The organism is Streptomyces sp. BRA346, assembly GCF_052851135.1.
Map to the genome: position 1 here is coordinate 51885 of NZ_JAIWIH010000029.1, position 17696 is coordinate 69580.

At 73.1% G+C, this 17696-nt stretch carries 15 protein-coding genes and 1 pseudogene; 5 read left to right on the forward strand and 11 right to left on the reverse strand.

Annotated elements, in window-relative coordinates; translation table 11 throughout:
* Window positions 1-11: 11 nt before the first annotated feature.
* Window positions 12-818 (reverse strand): crotonase/enoyl-CoA hydratase family protein, encoded by an 807-nt coding sequence (locus tag LCH29_RS30220; RefSeq protein ID WP_446464867.1) that lies wholly within the window; start codon window positions 816-818, stop codon window positions 12-14.
* A 165-nt stretch (window positions 819-983) separates the two neighbouring features.
* On the opposite strand from LCH29_RS30220, the gene LCH29_RS30225 reads away from it, so the two are divergent.
* Window positions 984-2600 (forward strand): acyl-CoA synthetase, encoded by a 1617-nt coding sequence (locus LCH29_RS30225; protein ID WP_446464868.1) that lies wholly within the window; start codon window positions 984-986, stop codon window positions 2598-2600.
* 15 nt (window positions 2601-2615) lie between these two features.
* Here the strand turns inward: LCH29_RS30225 and LCH29_RS30230 are convergent, their stop codons facing one another.
* Both LCH29_RS30230 and LCH29_RS30235 read right to left on the reverse strand, forming a co-directional pair.
* On the reverse strand, window positions 2616-2810 hold the full coding sequence (locus LCH29_RS30230; RefSeq protein WP_446464869.1) for a hypothetical protein: 195 nt from the start codon (window positions 2808-2810) through the stop codon (window positions 2616-2618).
* Window positions 2807-3004 (reverse strand): hypothetical protein, encoded by a 198-nt coding sequence (locus LCH29_RS30235; RefSeq protein WP_446464870.1) that lies wholly within the window; start codon window positions 3002-3004, stop codon window positions 2807-2809. Before LCH29_RS30235 ends, LCH29_RS30230 begins: the two co-directional genes overlap by 4 nt.
* 302 nt (window positions 3005-3306) lie before the next feature.
* Here LCH29_RS30235 and LCH29_RS30240 point away from each other — a divergent pair, with 302 nt between their 5' ends.
* Complete coding sequence (locus LCH29_RS30240; protein WP_446464871.1) at window positions 3307-4812, forward strand: tripartite tricarboxylate transporter permease; 1506 nt, start codon at window positions 3307-3309, stop codon at window positions 4810-4812.
* On the opposite strand, the pseudogene LCH29_RS30245 reads toward LCH29_RS30240, so the two are convergent.
* Window positions 4809-5404 (reverse strand): annotated as a pseudogene (locus tag LCH29_RS30245) (chorismate mutase). The gene LCH29_RS30240 and the pseudogene LCH29_RS30245 overlap by 4 nt on opposite strands.
* A 167-nt stretch (window positions 5405-5571) precedes the next feature.
* On the opposite strand from LCH29_RS30245, the gene LCH29_RS30250 reads away from it, so the two are divergent.
* Window positions 5572-7272 (forward strand): hypothetical protein, encoded by a 1701-nt coding sequence (locus LCH29_RS30250; RefSeq protein ID WP_446464872.1) that lies wholly within the window; start codon window positions 5572-5574, stop codon window positions 7270-7272.
* Between the two features lie 11 nt (window positions 7273-7283).
* On the opposite strand, the gene LCH29_RS30255 is transcribed toward LCH29_RS30250, so the two are convergent.
* The 5 genes from LCH29_RS30255 to LCH29_RS30275 all read right to left on the reverse strand — a co-directional run bounded on the left by LCH29_RS30255 (window position 7284) and on the right by LCH29_RS30275 (window position 13391).
* Entirely contained in the window at window positions 7284-7970 is a 687-nt protein-coding gene (locus LCH29_RS30255; RefSeq protein ID WP_446464873.1) for an alpha/beta fold hydrolase, read from the reverse strand.
* Between the two features lie 68 nt (window positions 7971-8038).
* Complete coding sequence (locus LCH29_RS30260) at window positions 8039-9637, reverse strand: acyl-CoA synthetase (protein WP_446464874.1); 1599 nt, start codon at window positions 9635-9637, stop codon at window positions 8039-8041.
* 27 nt (window positions 9638-9664) lie between these two features.
* A complete protein-coding gene (locus LCH29_RS30265; protein WP_446464875.1) occupies window positions 9665-10768 on the reverse strand; it encodes an NAD(P)H-dependent flavin oxidoreductase in 1104 nt (367 codons plus the stop codon).
* Window positions 10769-10862: 94 nt separating this feature from the next.
* Window positions 10863-12455, reverse strand: coding sequence for a phytoene desaturase family protein (locus tag LCH29_RS30270; protein ID WP_446464876.1), 1593 nt, complete (start codon window positions 12453-12455; stop codon window positions 10863-10865).
* Window positions 12456-12488: 33 nt separating this feature from the next.
* On the reverse strand, window positions 12489-13391 hold the full coding sequence (locus tag LCH29_RS30275) for an oxygenase MpaB family protein (RefSeq protein WP_446464877.1): 903 nt from the start codon (window positions 13389-13391) through the stop codon (window positions 12489-12491).
* Window positions 13392-13584: 193 nt separating this feature from the next.
* Between LCH29_RS30275 and LCH29_RS30280 the strand changes: the two genes are divergently transcribed.
* Both LCH29_RS30280 and LCH29_RS30285 read left to right on the forward strand, forming a co-directional pair.
* Complete coding sequence (locus tag LCH29_RS30280; protein WP_446464878.1) at window positions 13585-13773, forward strand: twin-arginine translocation signal domain-containing protein; 189 nt, start codon at window positions 13585-13587, stop codon at window positions 13771-13773.
* Between the two features lie 156 nt (window positions 13774-13929).
* Window positions 13930-14193, forward strand: coding sequence for a hypothetical protein (locus tag LCH29_RS30285; RefSeq protein ID WP_446464933.1), 264 nt, complete (start codon window positions 13930-13932; stop codon window positions 14191-14193).
* Here the strand turns inward: LCH29_RS30285 and LCH29_RS30290 are convergent.
* Both LCH29_RS30290 and LCH29_RS30295 read right to left on the reverse strand, forming a co-directional pair.
* On the reverse strand, window positions 14150-15328 hold the full coding sequence (locus LCH29_RS30290; RefSeq protein ID WP_446464879.1) for an acyl-CoA dehydrogenase family protein: 1179 nt from the start codon (window positions 15326-15328) through the stop codon (window positions 14150-14152). The genes LCH29_RS30285 and LCH29_RS30290 overlap by 44 nt on opposite strands.
* 134 nt (window positions 15329-15462) lie before the next feature.
* Complete coding sequence (locus LCH29_RS30295) at window positions 15463-17628, reverse strand: pyridoxamine 5'-phosphate oxidase family protein (RefSeq protein ID WP_446464880.1); 2166 nt, start codon at window positions 17626-17628, stop codon at window positions 15463-15465.
* Window positions 17629-17696: the final 68 nt, after the last annotated feature.

Below are 17696 nucleotides of genomic sequence, written 5' to 3' on the forward strand. Positions count from 1 at the left end.
GCGGCGGGGCCCTAGGCCCGGCGGTAGACCGGGGGGCGTTTTTCCGCGAAGGCCTTCGATCCCTCTTTGGCGTCGGCGGTGTCGAAGATGGGCCAGCCGCGTTCGAGTTCGGACGCGAGGCCATCGGTTTCGGTCATCTCGGCGGTCTCGTAGACGGATGCCTTGACCGCCTCGACGGCGAGCGGGCCGTTGGCATTGATGAGTTCGGCGATCTCCAGGGCCTTCTTCAGCGCGGTGCCGTCGTCCACCACGTGGCCGATCAGCCCGATCCGCTCGGCTTCCTCGGCGCCGTACGGGCGGCCGGTGAGCAGCATCTCCAGGGCGTGGGTGCGCGGCACCTGGCGGGCCAGCCGGGCCGTGGAGCCGCCGATGGGGAAGAGCCCGCGCCGGACCTCGTACAGCCCGAAGGTGGCGCCGCGGCCCGCCACCCGGATGTCGGTGCCCTGGAGGATCTCGGTGCCGCCCGCCACGCAGTGGCCCTCGACGGCGGCGATCACCGGTTTACGCGGCCGGTGGTGGCGGAGCATGGCCTTCCAGTGGAGGTCGGGGTCGGCCTTCAGCCGGTCCCGGTAGTGCTGCCCGTCCATCCGGCCGCCGCCCGCGAGCGCCTTGAGGTCCATCCCGGCGCAGAAGACGCCGCCGGCGCCGGTGAGCACGACGGACCGGACAGTGTCGTCCTCGTCGGCCTCGATCCAGCCGTCGTACAGCCCGACCAGCATGGGCAACGAGAGCGCGTTCTTGGCCTCAGGCCGGTTGAGCGTCAGCACCAGCGTGGCGCCCATGCGCTCGACGATGAGGTGTTCGGTCCCGTGCGGCACGGCAGTCCTCCCGTCTCAGACCTAGAACAGGTTGCAGGAGCGACGGAGCGACTTCAATAGGAATCTGATGGGCAGTCAGATTTTTTGGGCCGCGGCCCTTCCCACCTCTCCCCCGCGGTGCTGTCATGAGCGCCGAGCCCGCCCGATGTCAGGTCAGGAGGAGCCGTGGAGTACAACCTTGCCGACCTGTTCGAGTCGATCGTGGACACGGTGCCCGACAGAGAAGCGCTGGTGTACGCCGACCATCCGGGCACCGGCGCCGAGCGGCGGATGAGCTATTCCCAGCTGGACGCCGCCGCCAACCGGCTCGCCCACCATCTGAAGGACAGCGGGATCGCACCGGGCGAGCATGTGGGGCTCCACCTGTTCAACGGTGTCGAGTACCTCCAGACCGTGCTCGCCTGCCTGAAGATCCGGGCCGTCCCGGTGAACGTCAACTACCGCTATGTGGAAGACGAGTTGGTCTACCTCTACCGCGATGCCGATCTGACCGCCTTGGTCTACGACGCCGAGTTCGGCGACCGGGTGGCCGCGGCGCTGCCGCGTACGGACACCCTGCGCCACCTCGTCCAGGTCGGCAGCGGGGAGGGGGCGCCCGGCGCCGTCCCGTTCGCCGAGGCCGAGGCGTCGGGCCCGGCCGGGCGCGGCTTCGCGCCCCGCTCCGCGGACGACCGCTTCATCATCTACACCGGCGGCACCACGGGCATGCCCAAGGGCGTGGTGTGGCGGCAGGAGGACCTCTTCTTCTCCGGGCTGGGCGGCGGCGCGCCGACCGGCATCCCGGTCGGCCGCCCCGAGGAGCTGGCCGAGCGGGTGGCGGCCTCCGGCGACGGCCTGGTCTTCTTCCCCACCGCGCCGCTGATGCACGGCACCTCGACCCTCACGACGTTCGTCGGCTTCAACTTCGGCCAGAAGGTGGTCCTCCACCGGAAGTTCGTGCCCGAGGAGGTGCTGAGGACGATCGAAAAGGAAAAGGTCAGTACGGTGTCCCTGGTCGGCGACGCGATGCTGCGGCCCCTGGTGGACGCCCTCACCGGGCCGCTGAAGGACATCGACCTCTCCCCGCTGCTCAGCGTCAGCAGCTCCGGGGCGATCCTCTCGGACACCGTGCGCGCCCAGTTCGCCGCGCTCGCGCCGCACACCCTGATGCTCAACAACTTCGGTTCCTCGGAGTCCGGGTTCAACGGCACCGCCACCGACGACTCCGGCCCCGAGCGCGGCTTCCGGGTGCGCGTCAACGACCGTACGGCCGTCGTCGACCCGGCGACCCACCGCCCCGTCGCACCCGGCGAACCGGGCCGGGTCGCCCAGCGCGGCCATGTGCCGCTCGGGTACTACAACGACCCGAAGAAGACGGCGGAGACCTTCTTCGAGGCGGACGGCGAACGCTGGGTGCTCCTCGGCGACATGGCGACGGTCGACGAGGACGGCGTGATCACGGTCCTCGGCCGGGGCTCGCAGTGCATCAACACCGGCGGCGAGAAGGTGTACCCGGAAGAGGTCGAACAGGCCCTGAAGGCCCATCCGGACGTGTACGACGCACTGGTGGCGGGCGTCCCCGACGAGCGCTGGGGCCATCGCGTGGCGGCCGTCGTCCAGCCCCGGGAGGGGGCCGGTGCCCTGACGGCCGACGCCGTACGGGACCACTGCCGCACCCGGCTCGCCGGGTACAAGATCCCCCGTACGGTCGTCTTCACCGACCGCATCCAGCGCTCCCCCAGCGGCAAGGCCGACTACCGCTGGGCCCGCACGGTCGCGGCCGGGCCCGCCCCCGGGGCATAGCCCGGCGGCGGGCCGTCAGGATGCGGTACGGGGCAGCACCCGGGCGGCGAAGTCGCGGACCGCGTCCAGGACGCCCGTACCGCGGTGTCCGACCCCCGGCACGATGTCGAGGGTGACGTCGATCCCGAGCGCGACGTAGTTGTCGCGCAGTGCGGTGATCCGCTCGACCCGGGTCCGGGCGGGATACGGCCGGGTGGCGGGAGCGTTCACTTGCTGGCCTCCAGTTGGCGGGGCACGGCGGCGGGCATCAGGTCGAGCCGCTTGTCCATGTCCAGGCGGAAGGTGCCGGGTTGATGTTCGACCAGAACAGCGCGGTCAGGACGCGCACAGCGCTCGCCTCCGGCCGGACCATCCGCCGCGGCCAGGGTCACTCCCTCCGGATCACCGCACCGCTCGAACTCCACCGCACCGCGTCTGCGGCAGGCCGTCGCCCTCGCCACCGAATCCGCCAGCTCCGCCGAGCGCAAGGCTCACCGGTCTACGCCACCCGCATCACGGCCGCGACCTGATCATCAGGGGCTTACCGCTAACCACGCCCTGATTGATCCCCGAAGCCGTACGAGGTCGAGGTCTGGCCCCCGGTTCGGCGGGCAGAGACGAACCCGAGCCCGCTCCAGTACCGTTCTGGGCGCGCCACCCGCGAGTTCGGCTACGAGCCCCCTTCGGAAAACTCGAACCCACGGCCTTTTCCGATTGGCGTTCTGACATGGATGTGCTCTCCCACCTCACGGACGGCTTCGCGAGCGCGTTCAGCCCGATGCACCTGCTGCTGGCCTTCGCGGGCTGCACCCTCGGCTCCCTCGTCGGCGTGCTGCCCGGGCTCGGTCCCGCCACCACCGTCGCCCTGCTGCTCCCGCTCACCTACGTCTTCGACCCCGTCGGCGCGCTGGTGCTGTTCGCCGGGATCTACTACGGAGGGATGTACGGCGGCTCGACCACCGCCATCCTGCTCAACGTCCCCGGTGAGACGGCCTCGGTGCCGACCACGCTCGAAGGCCATCCCATGGCCCGCTCCGGCCGGGCGGGCGCCGCGCTGGCCACCGCCGCCATCGGCTCGTTCGTGGCCGGGACGATCTCCACCGTCGCGATCACCTTCATCGGCCCGGCCATGTCCCGGGTCGCCGAGAGCATCCAGCCCGCCGAGTACTTCGCGGTGATGATCCTCGCGTTCGCCACCGTCACCGCGGTCGTCGCCGACGCCCCGGTCCGCGGGCTGTGCAGCCTCTTCCTGGGGCTGGCGATCGGGCTCGTCGGCATCGACAGCCTCACCGGCCAGGTCCGCTACGCCTTCGGCGTGCCGGAGCTGTACGACGGCGTCCAGGTGGTGGCCGTCGCCGTCGGGCTCTTCGCGATCGGCGAAGGGCTGTACACCGCGGCCCGCATGCGGCGCGCCCCCGAGGAGCAGATGCTTGCCGTGGGCGGCCGGATCGGGATGAGCCGCGAGGACTGGGGGCGTTCCTGGGAGCCCTGGCTGCGCGGCACGGCGATCGGCCTGCCGATCGGCGCCCTCCCGGCGGGCGGCGCGGAGATCCCCACGTTCCTCAGCTACAACCTCGAACGCAGGCTCTCCCGGCACAAGAAGCAGTTCGGCAGGGGCGCCATCGAGGGCGTGGCCGGTCCCGAGGCCGCCAACAACGCCGCCTTCTCCGGTGTCCTGATGCCGCTGCTCACGCTCGGCATCCCCACGTCGGCGACGGCGAGTGTGCTGCTGATCGCCTTTCAGATGTACGACGTGCAGCCCGGGCCACAGCTGTTCCAGACCCAGTCCGCGCTGGTGTGGACGCTGATCGCGAGCCTCTACATCGGCAATGTGATGCTGCTCGTGCTCAACCTCCCCCTGATCCCGCTGTGGGTGAAGCTGCTGAAGCTTCCCCGGCCGCTGCTGACCGCGGGCATCATCGTCTTCGCCACGCTCGGCGTGTACACGCTGTCGCAGAACGCCGTCGACCTCGCCATCGCGGTGGCCTTCGGCGTCCTCGGCTTCCTGATGCGCCGCACGGGCTATCCGGTGGCCCCGTTGATCCTCGGCGCGGTCCTCGGGCCCATGACCGAGACCCAGTTCCGCCGTGCGCTGGCCTTCAGCGAGGGCGACTGGACGGTCTTCCTCACCCGCCCGGTGTCCGCGGGCATCCTGTGCCTGGCGCTGGCGTCCCTGGCGGGCCCGATGGCCGTACGGCTGCTGCGCCGCCGGTCGTCCGTACCGTCGGCCTAGTCCTGCGCCGTCTCGCACACCGACGGCAGCGCGCGGGTCAGCGCCACCGCGTGCAGCCCGTCCAGCCGCTTCTCGTGGCCCGTGGCCAGGGCTCCGGCCAGCAGGAGGCCCGGGCACGAGGGGGCGGTGCGGGCGTCCGTCGAGTCCGCGATGGCGTGCACCAGTTCGCCGTTGATCCGGTTGATCTCCAGCCGGACCTTTCCGAGGTCGGGGCGCTCGGTGGGCGCCGAGGACGGGTCGGCCTGCCACTTCCGGTACAGGGGCCGCGCTGGACGACCTTGCTCGCCTCGATCTGGTCGCGGAAGATCCGTACCGTCGCCCCGGGGTCGGCGCCCACCTCCCGGGCCTGTTCCGCGACCGCGTCCAGAACCTGCTGCTCCCGGGCCGGGTCGTCGATCGGGCTGTCGGTTCCCCACTTGGCGGCGGCGACCTGGTCCGCGACCAGCAGCCGGTCGGCGGACAGCCCGGCCAGCGGCCGCAGTTGGCCGTGGGCGGCCGTCGGTGCGGACGGTGGCGCGGGGGCTGCCATGGCTCCCCCGGCTCCCGCGGCCAGCACGGCGGCGGCCGTGGCGGCGATCAGGACGGGGCGCAGGGAATCGGTCGGTCGCACGGCGGGACCCCTCTCTCGAACGGCGCGGGCGTCGATCGCCCACCGGGAGCGTACGGCCCGGAGGGCTCTGGCACGATGTGGGCTCGTTCACGGGTCATCGACTCGTGCACGGGTCATCGACCGCATCGCGCAACGGGGAGCGCCGCCACATGCCGCAGTCACCGCATCCACCCTCGCTGCTGGAGAGCGCCCCGCGGCGCCGGGTCTTCGCGCCCGGGTGGCTGCCGCCGCTCATCGCCCCGGCCGCCGCCGGGGTCGCGTACGCCCTCGCCGACGACCCGCTGTCGCGGGTGCTGGTGCCCTTCGCGGTGGCGCTCGGCGCGTACGTCCTGGGCGCGGCCCTGGCGCGGCTGTGGCCGCGCACCCGGTGGCGGGTCACGGAGCTGGGGCTGCACCGGCTGCGCGGCACGCGCAATGTGGCGACGCATCTGTCCACGCCCGCGCAGCCGCTCGTCCTCACCGTGCCGGATCTGGCGGTGCGGATGCCGCTGGACTACGGGGCGTCCGCCATCGGCTCGCTGAGCGCCACGGGCGCCACGGGCCTGCGGATGTCGCCGTTCCCGTTCCATCTCGCCTTCCGCCGGATCGGCCTGCCGCTGCGGCTGGCGGACGGGAAGAACGCGGCGCCGGGGCTGGCGGCGCACTGGGAGGCGGGGTTCGCCCGGCGCGAGGCGGCGCTGCTCGCCGCCGCGGCCGGGGGCCCGCTGCCCTCCCCCGCGGCGGACACGGTGGAGTGGGCGCGCCCCGAACGTGGGGAGCGGCGGCGGCAGTTCACCTCCCGTCTGGTGCCGCTGCTGATGGGGCTGGTCGCGCTCGGCGTGGCCGCCGTGCCGTCGGACGGGGCGGTCCCTGGGCGGGTGGCGGTCATCAACGCGCTCGCCGTGCTGGTGCTCGTCTGGACCGCGGGCTCGTACTGGCGCGTCCTGCGCAACCCCGGGGTGCGGTGGCGCGTCGGCCCGCGCGGGATCACGGCGTACGACCCGTGGTTCGGCACCACCGAGCTGCCCGCCGGCCGGATCGCCGGGATCGTTCCGCAGCGGGTCACCGAGGAGACGCCCACCGGCACCACGCGGACTGCGGTGGTGCTCCAGTTCTACGGGTACGACCTGTCGCTGCTCGGCACCGCCCACGCCGGGCGGATCCCGCCCGTCGAACTGCTGGCGGTGCTGCACTCGCGCGGCTACCGCGTCATCGAGGACGAGCACGCGCCGGACGGCAGCGCCCACCGTGCCCCCGGCCAACCTCCCGCCCCGGAGTACGACGCGTACGCCTCGACCGCCTACGCCTCCCTGGCGGCGGGCGCGGCGCACCCGGCCCCGGCCCGCCCCGCGCCGCAGACCCCGCCCCCGCCGCCGTCCCCCTCCGGGGGCGAGCCGGTGGTCGTTCCGCTGCCCGCCGCCACCCGCCTCTGGTACTACCTCGGCGGGGTGGCCGCCGGGGCGGCGGTGGCCGCGGTCCTCGGCTTCAAGCTGCGCCACCTCGTGGGCGGCGGAATGTCCTGGCTGCTCTGGGGGCTGCCCGCGGGCATGGCGATCGGGGCGCTGGCGGGCTGGTTCCACGATCTGCGCCGCCCCGGCGTCGTCCTCGGCCCGGACGGCATCCGGCTGGCGGGGCGCGGCGGCAAGGGCGGTACGCAGTGGGGGCACGACCGCGCGACGATCGGCGGCATCGCCGTGGAGGCGTACGACAACGGGGAGCGCGCGCTGTACGTGTGGTCGCCGTCGGGCCAGGTGATCCGCAAGGAGAGCGGGCACGTACCCGACGCCCAGGAGCTGCGGCGCGGCTGCGAGCGCGCCGGACTCCCCTGGGGCCGCCCGGACTTCGGCCACGGGAGCCCGCCGACCCCGTAGGTCCGTACGGCCTATTCCAGGAACGCCGCCAGGGCGTCGAGGAACTCCTCGGGCCGGTTCTGGTGGACGCAGTGGCCCGCGTCGATGGTGACCAGGCGGCAGTCGGGTATCCGCTCCGCCAGGTCGGCCAGCAGCTCCTGCGGGATGTGGCTGGCCGGGCCGCCGCCTATCACCAGGGTGGGCGCGGTGATGGCCGAGAGCCCCTCGGTCCAGCCCGGGTCCGGGGCGTTGCGCTGGGCGGTGAACTGCGTCTTCACGGCCCAGTCGAAGGCCATCCGCCCGGCCGGGCGCGGCGGCACCTCCAGCGGCGGGTCCTGGGGCAGCAGCGGCGGGGCGTCCTCGATCACCAGCCGCTCCGTCAGCTGCGGGAAGCGCTGGGCGACGAGGTAGGCGACCACGCCGCCGTAGGAGTGCCCGATGAGCGTGACGCGCTCCAGCCCCATCGCCGCGAGGAACCCGGCGACCTCGTCCCGCAGCAGTTCCAGGGCGTAGTCCCCCGGCCAGTCGCTGGAGCCGTGGCCGCGCAGGTCGAGCGCGTACACCCGGCGGCCCGGGGCGAGGCGCGGCGCTATGGTGAGCCAGTCGACGCCGTCCTCGCCGAGGCCGTGCAGCAGCAGGACGGGCGGGTCGCCCGCGGCGCCCCACACCCGGTACGTCAGCTCGACCCCGTCCACCTCGACACTGTCAAGTGTGTGCATGGGGCAGAGGATACGGCCGATACGGCTGGAAACCACCCCTGTCACAAGGCCCCTCACCGGGAAGGTGGTCACATATGCGAAAAGCGCTCATGACCGTCCCAGTAGGGCTCCCGGAGCCGCCGCTTGTAGAGCTTGCCGTTGGGGTCGCGGGGCATCTCCGCGATGAAGTCGACGGACTTGGGGCACTTGTAGCCCGCGAGCCGCTGTGCGCAGTGGTCGAGGATGGCGGCCGCCAGCTCCGGTCCCGGGGTGTGGCCCGGGGCGGGTTCCACGACCGCCTTGACCTCCTCGCCCCAGTCGTCGTGCGGGATGCCGAAGGCGGCGGCGTCGGCGACGGCGGGGTGGGTGAGCAGCGCGGACTCGATTTCGGCCGGGTAGATGTTGACCCCGCCCGAGATGATCATGTCGATCTTGCGGTCGCGGAGGTAGAGATAGCCGTCGTCGTCGAGGAGGCCGAGGTCGCCGACGGTGAAGTAGTCCCCGATGCGGTTCTTGCGGGTCTTGCCCTCGTCCTTGTGGTAGCTGAAGCCGCCGGTGCTCATCTTCATGTAGACGGTGCCGAGCTCACCGGGCGGCAGCTGCCGCCCGTCGTCGTCGAAGATGGCGATTTCGCTGATGGGCCAGGGCTTGCCGACCGTTCCCGGTTTCTTCAGCCAGTCCTCGGCGGTGGCGAAGGCGCCGCCGCCCTCGCTCGCCGCGTAGTACTCCTCGACGCAGCCGCCCCACCAGTCGATCATGGCGCGTTTCACGTGGTCCGGGCAGGGCGCGGCGCCGTGGATGGCGTGGCGCATCGAGGAGACATCGTAGGACTCCCGTAACTCCTCGGGGAGGGCGAGCAGCCGGTGGAACTGCGTGGGCACCATGTGGGTGTGGGTGCAGCGGTAGGCGTCGATGAGCCGCAGCATCTCCTGGGGCGTCCACTTGTCCATGAGCACCAGGGGGTGGCCGATGTGCAGGGACGAGGACGCGAACTGGAGGACGGCCGTGTGGTAGAGCGGTGAGCACACCAGGTGGACGTGGTCGGGCTCCTCGGCGCGGGGCCGGATGCCGAAGAAGCGCAGGAAGCCGCCGAGATGGCTCTCCTCAGGGAGCTTTCCGGTCAGTGGGCGACGGATGCCGCGCGGGCGTCCCGTCGTACCGGAGGTGTAGTTCATGACCCAGCCCAGTTCGCGGTCGGCGGGCGGGTCCGCCGGCTGTCCCCGGAGGAGTTCGGCGTACGGGCGAAACCCGTCGACAGCAACGCCGCCACCCACCGCGTAGCGGTGGGTGGCGGGCAGCCCGGCCTCGTCGGCGGCCAGGGCGGCCTGGGTGCCGAAGCGTTCGTGGGCGATCAGCACCTTGGCGCCCGAGTCGGAGACGATCCAGGCGATCTCGGGGCCGACCAGGTGGTGGTTGACGGGCACGAGGTAGAGCCCGGCCTGGGTGGCGGCCAGCGCGGCGGTGAAGAACTCGACTCCGTTGGGGAGGACGACGGCGAAGGCGTCGCCGCGCCGGAGCCCGGCGGCGCGCAGCCCGCCGACGAGCTGGTTGCACGCGGCGTGCAGCCGGGCGGCGGTCCACTCCTCGCCGTCGGGGGCGACGAGGACGACGCGGTCGGGTTCGCTCGCGGCCTGGGCCCAGAAGCCGACCGGGATGGTGTGGGTGGGGTCGCTGGTGGTGGCGGTCATCGGTCGTGGCCCTTCTTCAGTCCCGCTTCAGTCCCGTCCGGCGATGCGGTTGACGCGGTCGATGGCACGTTCGAAGCCCCGGGTCAGGTCGTCGAAGACGGCCTGCACGCTGCGGGTTGAGTTCATCCGGCCCACGATCTGCCCGACCGGCGTGCCGAGCAGCGGCTCCACCTCGTACTTCTGGATGCGCGAGACGGCCTCGGCGACCAGCAGCCCCTGGAGCGGCATCGGCAGCGTCCCGGGGCCCTGCGGGTCGTCCCAGGCGTCCGTCCAGGCGGTGCGCAGCTGGCGGGCGGGCTTGCCGGTGAGGGCGCGGGAGCGCACGGTGTCGCCGGATCCGGCGGCGAGGAGCTTGTTCGTGAGCGCGGCCGAATGCAGTTCGGCCTCCTCGGTGGTGAGCCAGATCGAGCCGAGCCATACGCCCTGGGCGCCGAGCGCGAGCCCGGCGGCGATCTGTTCGCCGCTGCCGATGCCGCCCGCGGCGAGCACGGGCAGCGGGTCGACGGCCTCGACGACCTCGGGGGTGAGCACCATGGAGGCGATCTCACCGGTGTGGCCGCCCGCCTCATAGCCCTGGGCGACGACGATGTCGAGGCCCGCGTCCTGGTGGTGGCGGGCGTGACGGGCGCTGCCGGCCAGCGCGGCGACGAGGATGCCGCGGTCGTGGGCGCGGGCGACGACGTCGGCGGGCGGCGAGCCGAGCGCGTTGGCCAGCAGCTTGACGGGGTAGTCGAACGCGACGTCGAGCTGGCTGCGGGCGACCTGCTCCAGCCAGCCGGTGATCCGCCAGCCGGACGCCTCGCCCTCGGCCAGTTCGGGCACCCCGTGCTTGGCCAGGGTCTCCTGGACGAACGCGCGGTGCTCCTGCGGGATCATCGCCTCGATGTCGGCCTCGCTCACCCCCTCGACCTTCTTCGCGGGCATCACGACGTCGAGGCCGTACGGTTTGCCGTCGGTGTGCTCCTGCATCCAGTCCAGGTCGCGGGCGAGGTCCTCGCCCGCGGCGTAGCGGACCGCGCCGAGCACGCCGAACCCGCCCGCGCGGGTGATCGCCGCGGCCACGGCGGGGAACGGCGTGAAGCCGAAGATGGCGTGCTCGACACCCAGCCTTGTGCTCAGCTCCGTCTTCATGCGGGGCAGGATGCCGCAGGGGACCGGGGAGGGGAAGAGTTTTTCTGACGCAACGTCAGATTGGCTCGGTTGCCGGGGTCCCGAGGTGCCGGGGCTACTTCCCCAGCACCGCCATCGCCGCGTTGTGGCCGGGGATACCGCTGACCCCGCCGCCGCGCACCGCGCCCGCGCCACACAGCAGCACATTGGCGTGGCGCGTCTCCACGCCCCAGCGGCCGGTGCCCTCCTGTGCGTACGGGAAGGCCAGCTCGCGGTGGAAGATGTTCCCGCCCGGCAGCCGCAGTTCGCGGTCCAGGTCCAGCGGGCTCTTCGCCTCGATGCACGGCCTGCCGTCGGCGTCGTACGCGAGGCAGTCGGCGATCGGCTCGGCGAGATGGGCGTCGAGCTGGGCGAGGGTGTCGCGCAGCAGTGCCTCGCGGGTCCCCTCCGGGTCGTCCGTGAACAGCCGGGCGGGGGTGTGCAGCCCGAACAGGGTCAGGGTCTGGTAGCCCCGCGCGGCCAGGTCCGGGCCGAGGATCGACGGGTCGGTCAGCGAGTGGCAGTAGATCTCCGACGGCGGCCGCCGCGGCAGCTCCCCCGCGGCCGCCTGCCGGTACGCCTCCGCCAAGTCGCCGTACCCCTCGGCGATGTGGAACGTCCCGGCGAACGCCTCGCGCGGGTCCGCCTCGGGGTCCCGCAGCGCGGGCAGCCGCCGCAGCAGCATGTTCACCTTCAGCTGCGCGCCCTCGGCGGGCGGGGCGGGCGGCTCCTCGCCGAGCAGCCGCGCCAGCTCCCGCGGGGCGGCCCCGACGAGTACGTGGCGGGCGCCCACGACGTGTTCGCCGTCCCGGTCGACGTAAGCCACCTCGGCCGACGTCCCGTCGGTGGCGATCCCCGTCACCTCGCAGCCGGTCGCGATCCGCGCGCCCGCGAGGCTCGCCGCGTGCGCGAGCGCGTCGGTGAACGCGCCCATGCCGCCGACGGGTACGTCCCAGTCGCCGGTGCCGCCACCGATCACGTGGTACAGGAAGCAGCGGTTCTGCCGCAGCGAGGGGTCATGGGCGTCGGCGAAGGTGCCGATCAGCGCGTCGGTGAGCACCACGCCCCGCACCAGGTCGTCCTCGAACGCCGCCTCGACCGCCTCCCCCAACGGCCGTTCGAACAGCGCCTCCCACGCCGCGTCGTCCCCGATCCGGGCCCGCAGCGCGTCCCGGTCCGGCAGCGGCTCGGTCAGCGTCGGGAACACCCGCTCGGCGACCCGCCCCGTCATCCCGTAGAACCGCTCCCAGGCCGCGTACTCCCGCTCCCCGCCGGTCAGCCGCGCGAACGCCTCCCGGGTCCGCGCCCCGCCGCCGGTCTCCACCAGCAGCCCGGTCGGCCGCCCGCCCCGGACGGTGGGGGTGTACGAGGAGACGGACCGCTTGCGGACCGCGAACCGCAGGCCCAGGTCGTCGACGATCGACCGGGGCAGCAGGCTGACCAGGTACGAGTAGCGCGAGAGCCGGGCGTCCACCCCGGGATAAGGCCGCGTGGACACGGCCGCGCCGCCGGTGTGGCCGAGCCGCTCCAGCACCCGCACGCTGCGCCCCGCCCGGCCCAGATAGGCGGCGGCGACCAGGGCGTTGTGGCCGCCGCCGACGATGACGACGTCATAGGCATCCCTGGCACCGCTGGCACCGCTGGCACCGCTGGCATCGCTGTGAGGCATGCCCTCTGGATTAGCACGGGGTGAACGCCGCGGCTACCACCCGGCCCCGTCCGGTACGGCCGCGTCGCGGAGGAGGGTGCGGGGCGAGGGGCGGGTGCCCGGGCCGAGCCTCTCCACGGCCCGCAGGATGTGCTTCGGCGGCAACTGCCAGCGCACCGTGGACGGGACGCACCGCAGCACCCGGCCCGTCGCCCGCAGACGGCGGGTGACGGTGGCGGGCGCGGGTGCGGGGCGTCCGTACAGCTCGTGGGCGTAACGCGGCAGGGAGGCGTAGGCCAGGGCGGCGAAGCGCCCCCAGATCAGGTCGCGCGCCGGGACGAGCGCGGTGTGCACCGGGGGCCTGCGCAGAAAGGCGTCGACCTCGCGGGCCTCGGGGGTGGCGGCGAGTTCGGGGCGCACCGCCGCGAAGTACGCGCGCAGTTCCGCCGTATCGCCCGGCACGGCGGCGGGGTCGAGCCCGACCAGGCGGGCGGACTCCCGGTTCTCGGCGACATAGGCGTCCGCCTGGCCGTCGGTGAGGGGGTAGCCGGAGCGGCGTACGACATGGAGGTACGAGGCGACCTCGGCGCAGTGCACCCACAGCAGCAGGGCGGGCTCGTCCACGGCGTGCCGGGCGCCGGTGCCGGGGTCGGTGACCGAGAGCCGCCGGTGGATGCCCCGCACCCGGGCACCCGCCCGCTCCGCGGCCTCGGTGGTGCCGTAGGTGATGGTCGCGACGAACCGGGCAGTGCGCAGCAGCCTGCCCCAGGCGTCCTGGCGGAAGTCGGAGTTCTGGATGACGCCGCGCACCGCGAGCGGGTGCAGGGCCTGGAGATAGAGCGCGCGGACCCCGGCGATCCACATCATCGGGTCGCCGTGCATCTGCCAGGTGACCGACCGTGGGCCGTACAGCCCCGGGTCGGGGTCCGGTATGCCCTGCGCCGCGGGCGCCGTCATGGCCCACCACCTCCTGCGGTCAGCCTAGAGGCGCATGAGCTTGCCCTAAGTTCGATCTAGATACAATTTCCGCTTCGCCGCCACGCCCCCAAGATCCCTTCGCTCCGATGGTTGTACCAATCCGCGGCTTGAGACAACATAGGGCGCCCCGACGCTCACCCGCGGGCCCCACCCGCCCGGAACAGCATGGATCATGAGCACAGACCGCATCGACGCCCCGTCCGCGCACGCCCGGCCGACGCGCCGCCGGGTGCTGCGCGGCGCCACCGCCGCGGGCGTCCTCGCCGCCACCGGCGGCACGTGCTCCGGCTGCACCGCGGACGAGGCGAACGCCGCCGCCCGGCCGACCCCGCGTACTACCCGGCCGGTTACGACCACATAGTCGACCGGCCAACGGCCGCGTCGACGAGGAGTCGCCCGCCGACGCCAAGACCCTGCGCATGGAACTCGGCACCAGGGTCCGCCACTTGAGGGTCGTACGCACCGACACCGCCCCGCCCCGGGCGAAGCCGCCACCGTCGGCCTGCGCTCCGAACGCATCTCGCTCACCGACCGCACGGAGGCCGAGGGCGACACCGCCGACGTCAACGTCCTCCGCGCGAGGATCGAGCAGTGCTCGTACACCGGCGCCCGCTTCGAGTACCACCTCGCCATCGGCGACCTGCGCGTACGCGCCGAGAGCGCCGTACGCCACGCGGGTCCCGAGATCAGCCTGCCTGCTGTACCCACGGGCGACGTGAGGTCGGGCAGCCGGCGGGTCAGCGGCGTACCCGTGGCATGCCCAGGCCGATCCAGGAGATGATCTCCCGCTGGATCTCGTTGTTGCCGCCGCCGAAGGTGAAGACGACGCTGCTGCGGTAGCCGCGCTCCAGGTCGCCGTGGAGGACCGCACCCGCCGAGCCCTCCTTGAGGGGGCCCGCGGCGCCGACGATTTCCATGAGCCAGGCGTAGGCGTCGCGGCGGGCCTCGGAGCCGTAGACCTTGACGGCGGAGGCGTCGTGGGGGGTCAGGGTGTCGCGCTGGAGGGCGTCCACCATCTGCCAGTTGAGCACCTTCATGGCGTCCAGCCGGGCGTGGGTACGGGCCAGCCGGGCGCGGACCCAGGCCAGGTCGATGACCCGGCGGCCGTCGGGGAGCTTGGTGTCGGCGGCCCACTGCTGTACGCCGCGCAGGGCGCGGATGGCCATGGTGCCGTGGGCGGCGAGGGTGACGCGTTCGTAGTTGAGCTGGGTGGTGATCATCCGCCAGCCCTCGTTCTCGGCGCCGACGCGGCGGGCGGCCGGGACGCGGATGTTCTCGTAGTAGCTGGCGGTGGTGTCGTGGGAGGCGAGGGTGGTGATGACGGTGCAGGAGTAGCCGGGGTCGGTGGTGGGGACGAGCAGGATGCTGATGCCCTGGTGGGGCTTGGCGTCGGGGTCGGTGCGCACGGCGAGCCAGACCCAGTCGGCGGTGTCGCCGTTGGTGGTCCAGGTCTTCTGACCGTTCACCACGTAGTCGTCGCCGTCGCGGACGGCGCGGGTCTTGAGGGCGGCGAGGTCGGTTCCGGCGTCGGGCTCGCTGTAGCCGATCGCGAAGTCGATCTCGCCGGAGAGGATACGCGGCAGGAAGTACCGCTTCTGCTCGTCGGTGCCGTAGCGCATGAGCGTGGGGCCGACGGTGTTGAGGGCCATGAGCGGCAGCGGTACGCCCGCCTGGGCGGCCTCGTCGAAGAAGATGAACTGCTCGACCGGGCCCAGCCCCCGCCCGCCGTACTCCTGGGGCCAGCCCACGCCCAGCCAGCCGTCGGTGCCGAGGCGGCGGATGGTCTCGCGGTAGAACCGCTTCTGCCCGGCGGGGTCGGCGTAGCGGGCGTAGTCGTCGTCGGGGACCAGCTCGGCGAAGTAGGTGCGCAGCTCGGCTCGTAACTGCCGCTGCTCAGGGGTGTATTCGAGGTCCACGGCCCCTCCTGGAGTCTCGCGTGCGCCACGACGGCGGTCGGGGAGCGTCCTGGGATCGAGGGGCACGGTAGAACGCGTTCCAAAAATTCGGAAGGGCCGTGGACCATCGGGCAGTGCGGTCGCGCCCGCCGCGCTCAGCTCGTCTCGTCCGCCGGGGGCGGGCCGTCGTCCGCGCCGGGCCGTACGACCCGTACCGGCTGGCCCGGGCGCCAGGTCCGCAGGCTCAGCCCGGATTCCCCGGCCTCGGTCTGCACGACCTCGGTCACCTCGGCGCGGAAGAGGTGGAACGGCTCGGGCGGATGGACCTCGGCGGCGAAGCGGGCCAGCGAATCCGGGTCGGTCACCTCGACGGCCCGGCCGCTGACCCGGACGTCGCCGCCGGGGGTGCCGGTGTCGGCGCCGGGGTTGGCCTGGATCGAGAAGCGCCGGTCGCGGCGCAGGTCGACGGCCTTGCGCGAGTCGGGCATCATGCCGAGCCACAGTTCCCCGAAGCGGAAGGTGACCTCCAGCGGTGTCAGCCGCGGGGAGCCGTCCTGGCGCAGGGTGGCCAGGACATGGGTGCGGTAGCGCTCGAAGCGCTCCTGCGCGGCGGTGGCGAAGCCGGGCTCGGCGGCCTGGAATCCTGCCCAACTGGTGATCGGATACGTCGTCATGGCGCCCATGTTCGCGGGATTATCCGACGCCTTCTGTCCGGATTTCCGGGACTGACGGGACTGACGGGACTGAAGGGCCTCCCCCGCGCCGCGCGAGGCCACTTGGCGTGCCTGATGCGGCGGCAGATACGCGCTCCACGCCGTGCCCGGCAGCGGGAACCCGATCCAGGTGCGGGCGTACGACGGCGGCCGGGCGCCGCCGTCGCGCCGGACGAGCAGCGCGGTGGGCTCGTGCGCGGCCCGCCGCAGCAGCCCGGACACGCTGATGGAGCGGTTGTTCCCGGCGGTCTGGGCGGAGGCGCAGCCCGCGTGGTACGCGACGGGCAGGGCCCGGTCGCCCGCCACCAGACACGGCGGCCGCAGCCCCAGCCGGGTCAGGCCCTCGGCGGCGGTGCGGTAGCGCCCGGTGGTCTTCTCGGACACCGCCGCCGTGTGGGTGAGGACGGCGAACTGGCTGGCCAGCTGGAGCAGGACGACGATCGCGAGCGCGGTGGCCATGTGGCGGGGCGAGCGCGCGGCGCGTACGGCGCGGAAGCCCAGCGCGGCGAGGGGCAGGGCGAGCAGCGCGTAGGAGGGCATGAGGAAGCGCGGCGCCGAGTAGTCGATGAGCAGCAGGTAGGGGACGGCGAGGGAGGCCGCGCAGACGATGGGCAGCACGGTGACCGGCGCACCGGGGTCCTGGGGTGCGGAGGGCTGCCCGAGCCCGACGCGCATCCGGGTCCGCCGTGCGTGACGGTCCCGCAGGGCGACGCTGATGGCGGTGAGGGTCAGCACCGGCAGCGACAGCCACCACAGGGTCAGCTCCGGGTGGGTCAGCGACACGTCGCAGGGGCGGCACAGCTGCGGCCCGTTGAGGCTGCGCAGCGCGGCGCCGACGGCGAAGTGGAGGCCCATGCCGCCCTCGACCTCGCTGGAGACGTCCAGCCGCCCGCCGATGCCGCCGAAGCGTTCGTACGCCTCGCCGATCCACTGTGCGGCGCCGAGCAGGAGCCCGCCCACCAGCGGGGCCAGCGCGGGCCGCCAGGCCCGCACCCGGAGCGCGGCGACCAGCAGCGGAAGGGCCAGCCAGCCGCCGTCGGGGGTGCGGACGAGCGTGACACCGGCGACGAGGGCGGCGAGCCACCAGCGGGCATGGAGCTCGGTGGGTAACCGCAGGAACCAGCCGACGGCGGCCACCGCGCCGAGCGCGACCCAGAGGTTGGGCATCACGGCGGGGCCGCTGATCGCGGTGATCCACAGCCCGGCGAAGAGCAGCGCGGCGAGCGCCACGGGACCGCGGGGCAGCAACCTGTTCCAGACGCGGAAGGCGGCGTAGAGCGCGCCCGCGGAAAGCACCGCAAGGAGGACCCGGAGCACCGTAATGGAGGACGTGGCGGCCACCACCGGGGAGACCAGCATGCTGATGCCGCGGGAGCGCGGCGCGCTGAAGTACGCGGACGGGGTGCGCGGGTCCACCTGGGAGACGTACACGGACTCGTCCCAGCCCAACGCGTGTCCGACGTGCGGAACGACCACGGCGAGCTGGACCGCCGCATAGCCGACGGCGACCACCGCGAGCCACGGCGCGCGGCGCCGGTGGCGCGGCGTCCGGGGTGGATGCGGTCGCGGGCGCGCGGCAGCGGCCGCCGGTGCGGCAGTGTTCTCCATGCGCGCACCATATGATGTCTATGTACCTTTTTCGGCTTATTAGGCCGTTCGGCTCAGCGCCCCAGGGG

What these genes read in the sequence shown, in the direction of transcription:
- LCH29_RS30240 (WP_446464871.1), top strand. Translation starts at nt 3,307, where the DNA reads ATGGATGTGCTCTCCCACCTCACGGACGGCTTCGCGAGCGCGTTCAGC.
- LCH29_RS30250 (WP_446464872.1), top strand. Translation starts at nt 5,572, where the DNA reads ATGCCGCAGTCACCGCATCCACCCTCGCTGCTGGAGAGCGCCCCGCGG.
- LCH29_RS30255 (WP_446464873.1), bottom strand. Translation starts at nt 7,970, where the DNA reads ATGCACACACTTGACAGTGTCGAGGTGGACGGGGTCGAGCTGACGTAC.
- LCH29_RS30260 (WP_446464874.1), bottom strand. Translation starts at nt 9,637, where the DNA reads ATGACCGCCACCACCAGCGACCCCACCCACACCATCCCGGTCGGCTTC.
- LCH29_RS30265 (WP_446464875.1), bottom strand. Translation starts at nt 10,768, where the DNA reads ATGAAGACGGAGCTGAGCACAAGGCTGGGTGTCGAGCACGCCATCTTC.
- LCH29_RS30270 (WP_446464876.1), bottom strand. Translation starts at nt 12,455, where the DNA reads ATGCCTCACAGCGATGCCAGCGGTGCCAGCGGTGCCAGCGGTGCCAGG.
- LCH29_RS30275 (WP_446464877.1), bottom strand. Translation starts at nt 13,391, where the DNA reads ATGACGGCGCCCGCGGCGCAGGGCATACCGGACCCCGACCCGGGGCTG.
- LCH29_RS30280 (WP_446464878.1), top strand. Translation starts at nt 13,585, where the DNA reads ATGAGCACAGACCGCATCGACGCCCCGTCCGCGCACGCCCGGCCGACG.
- LCH29_RS30295 (WP_446464880.1), bottom strand. Translation starts at nt 17,628, where the DNA reads ATGGAGAACACTGCCGCACCGGCGGCCGCTGCCGCGCGCCCGCGACCG.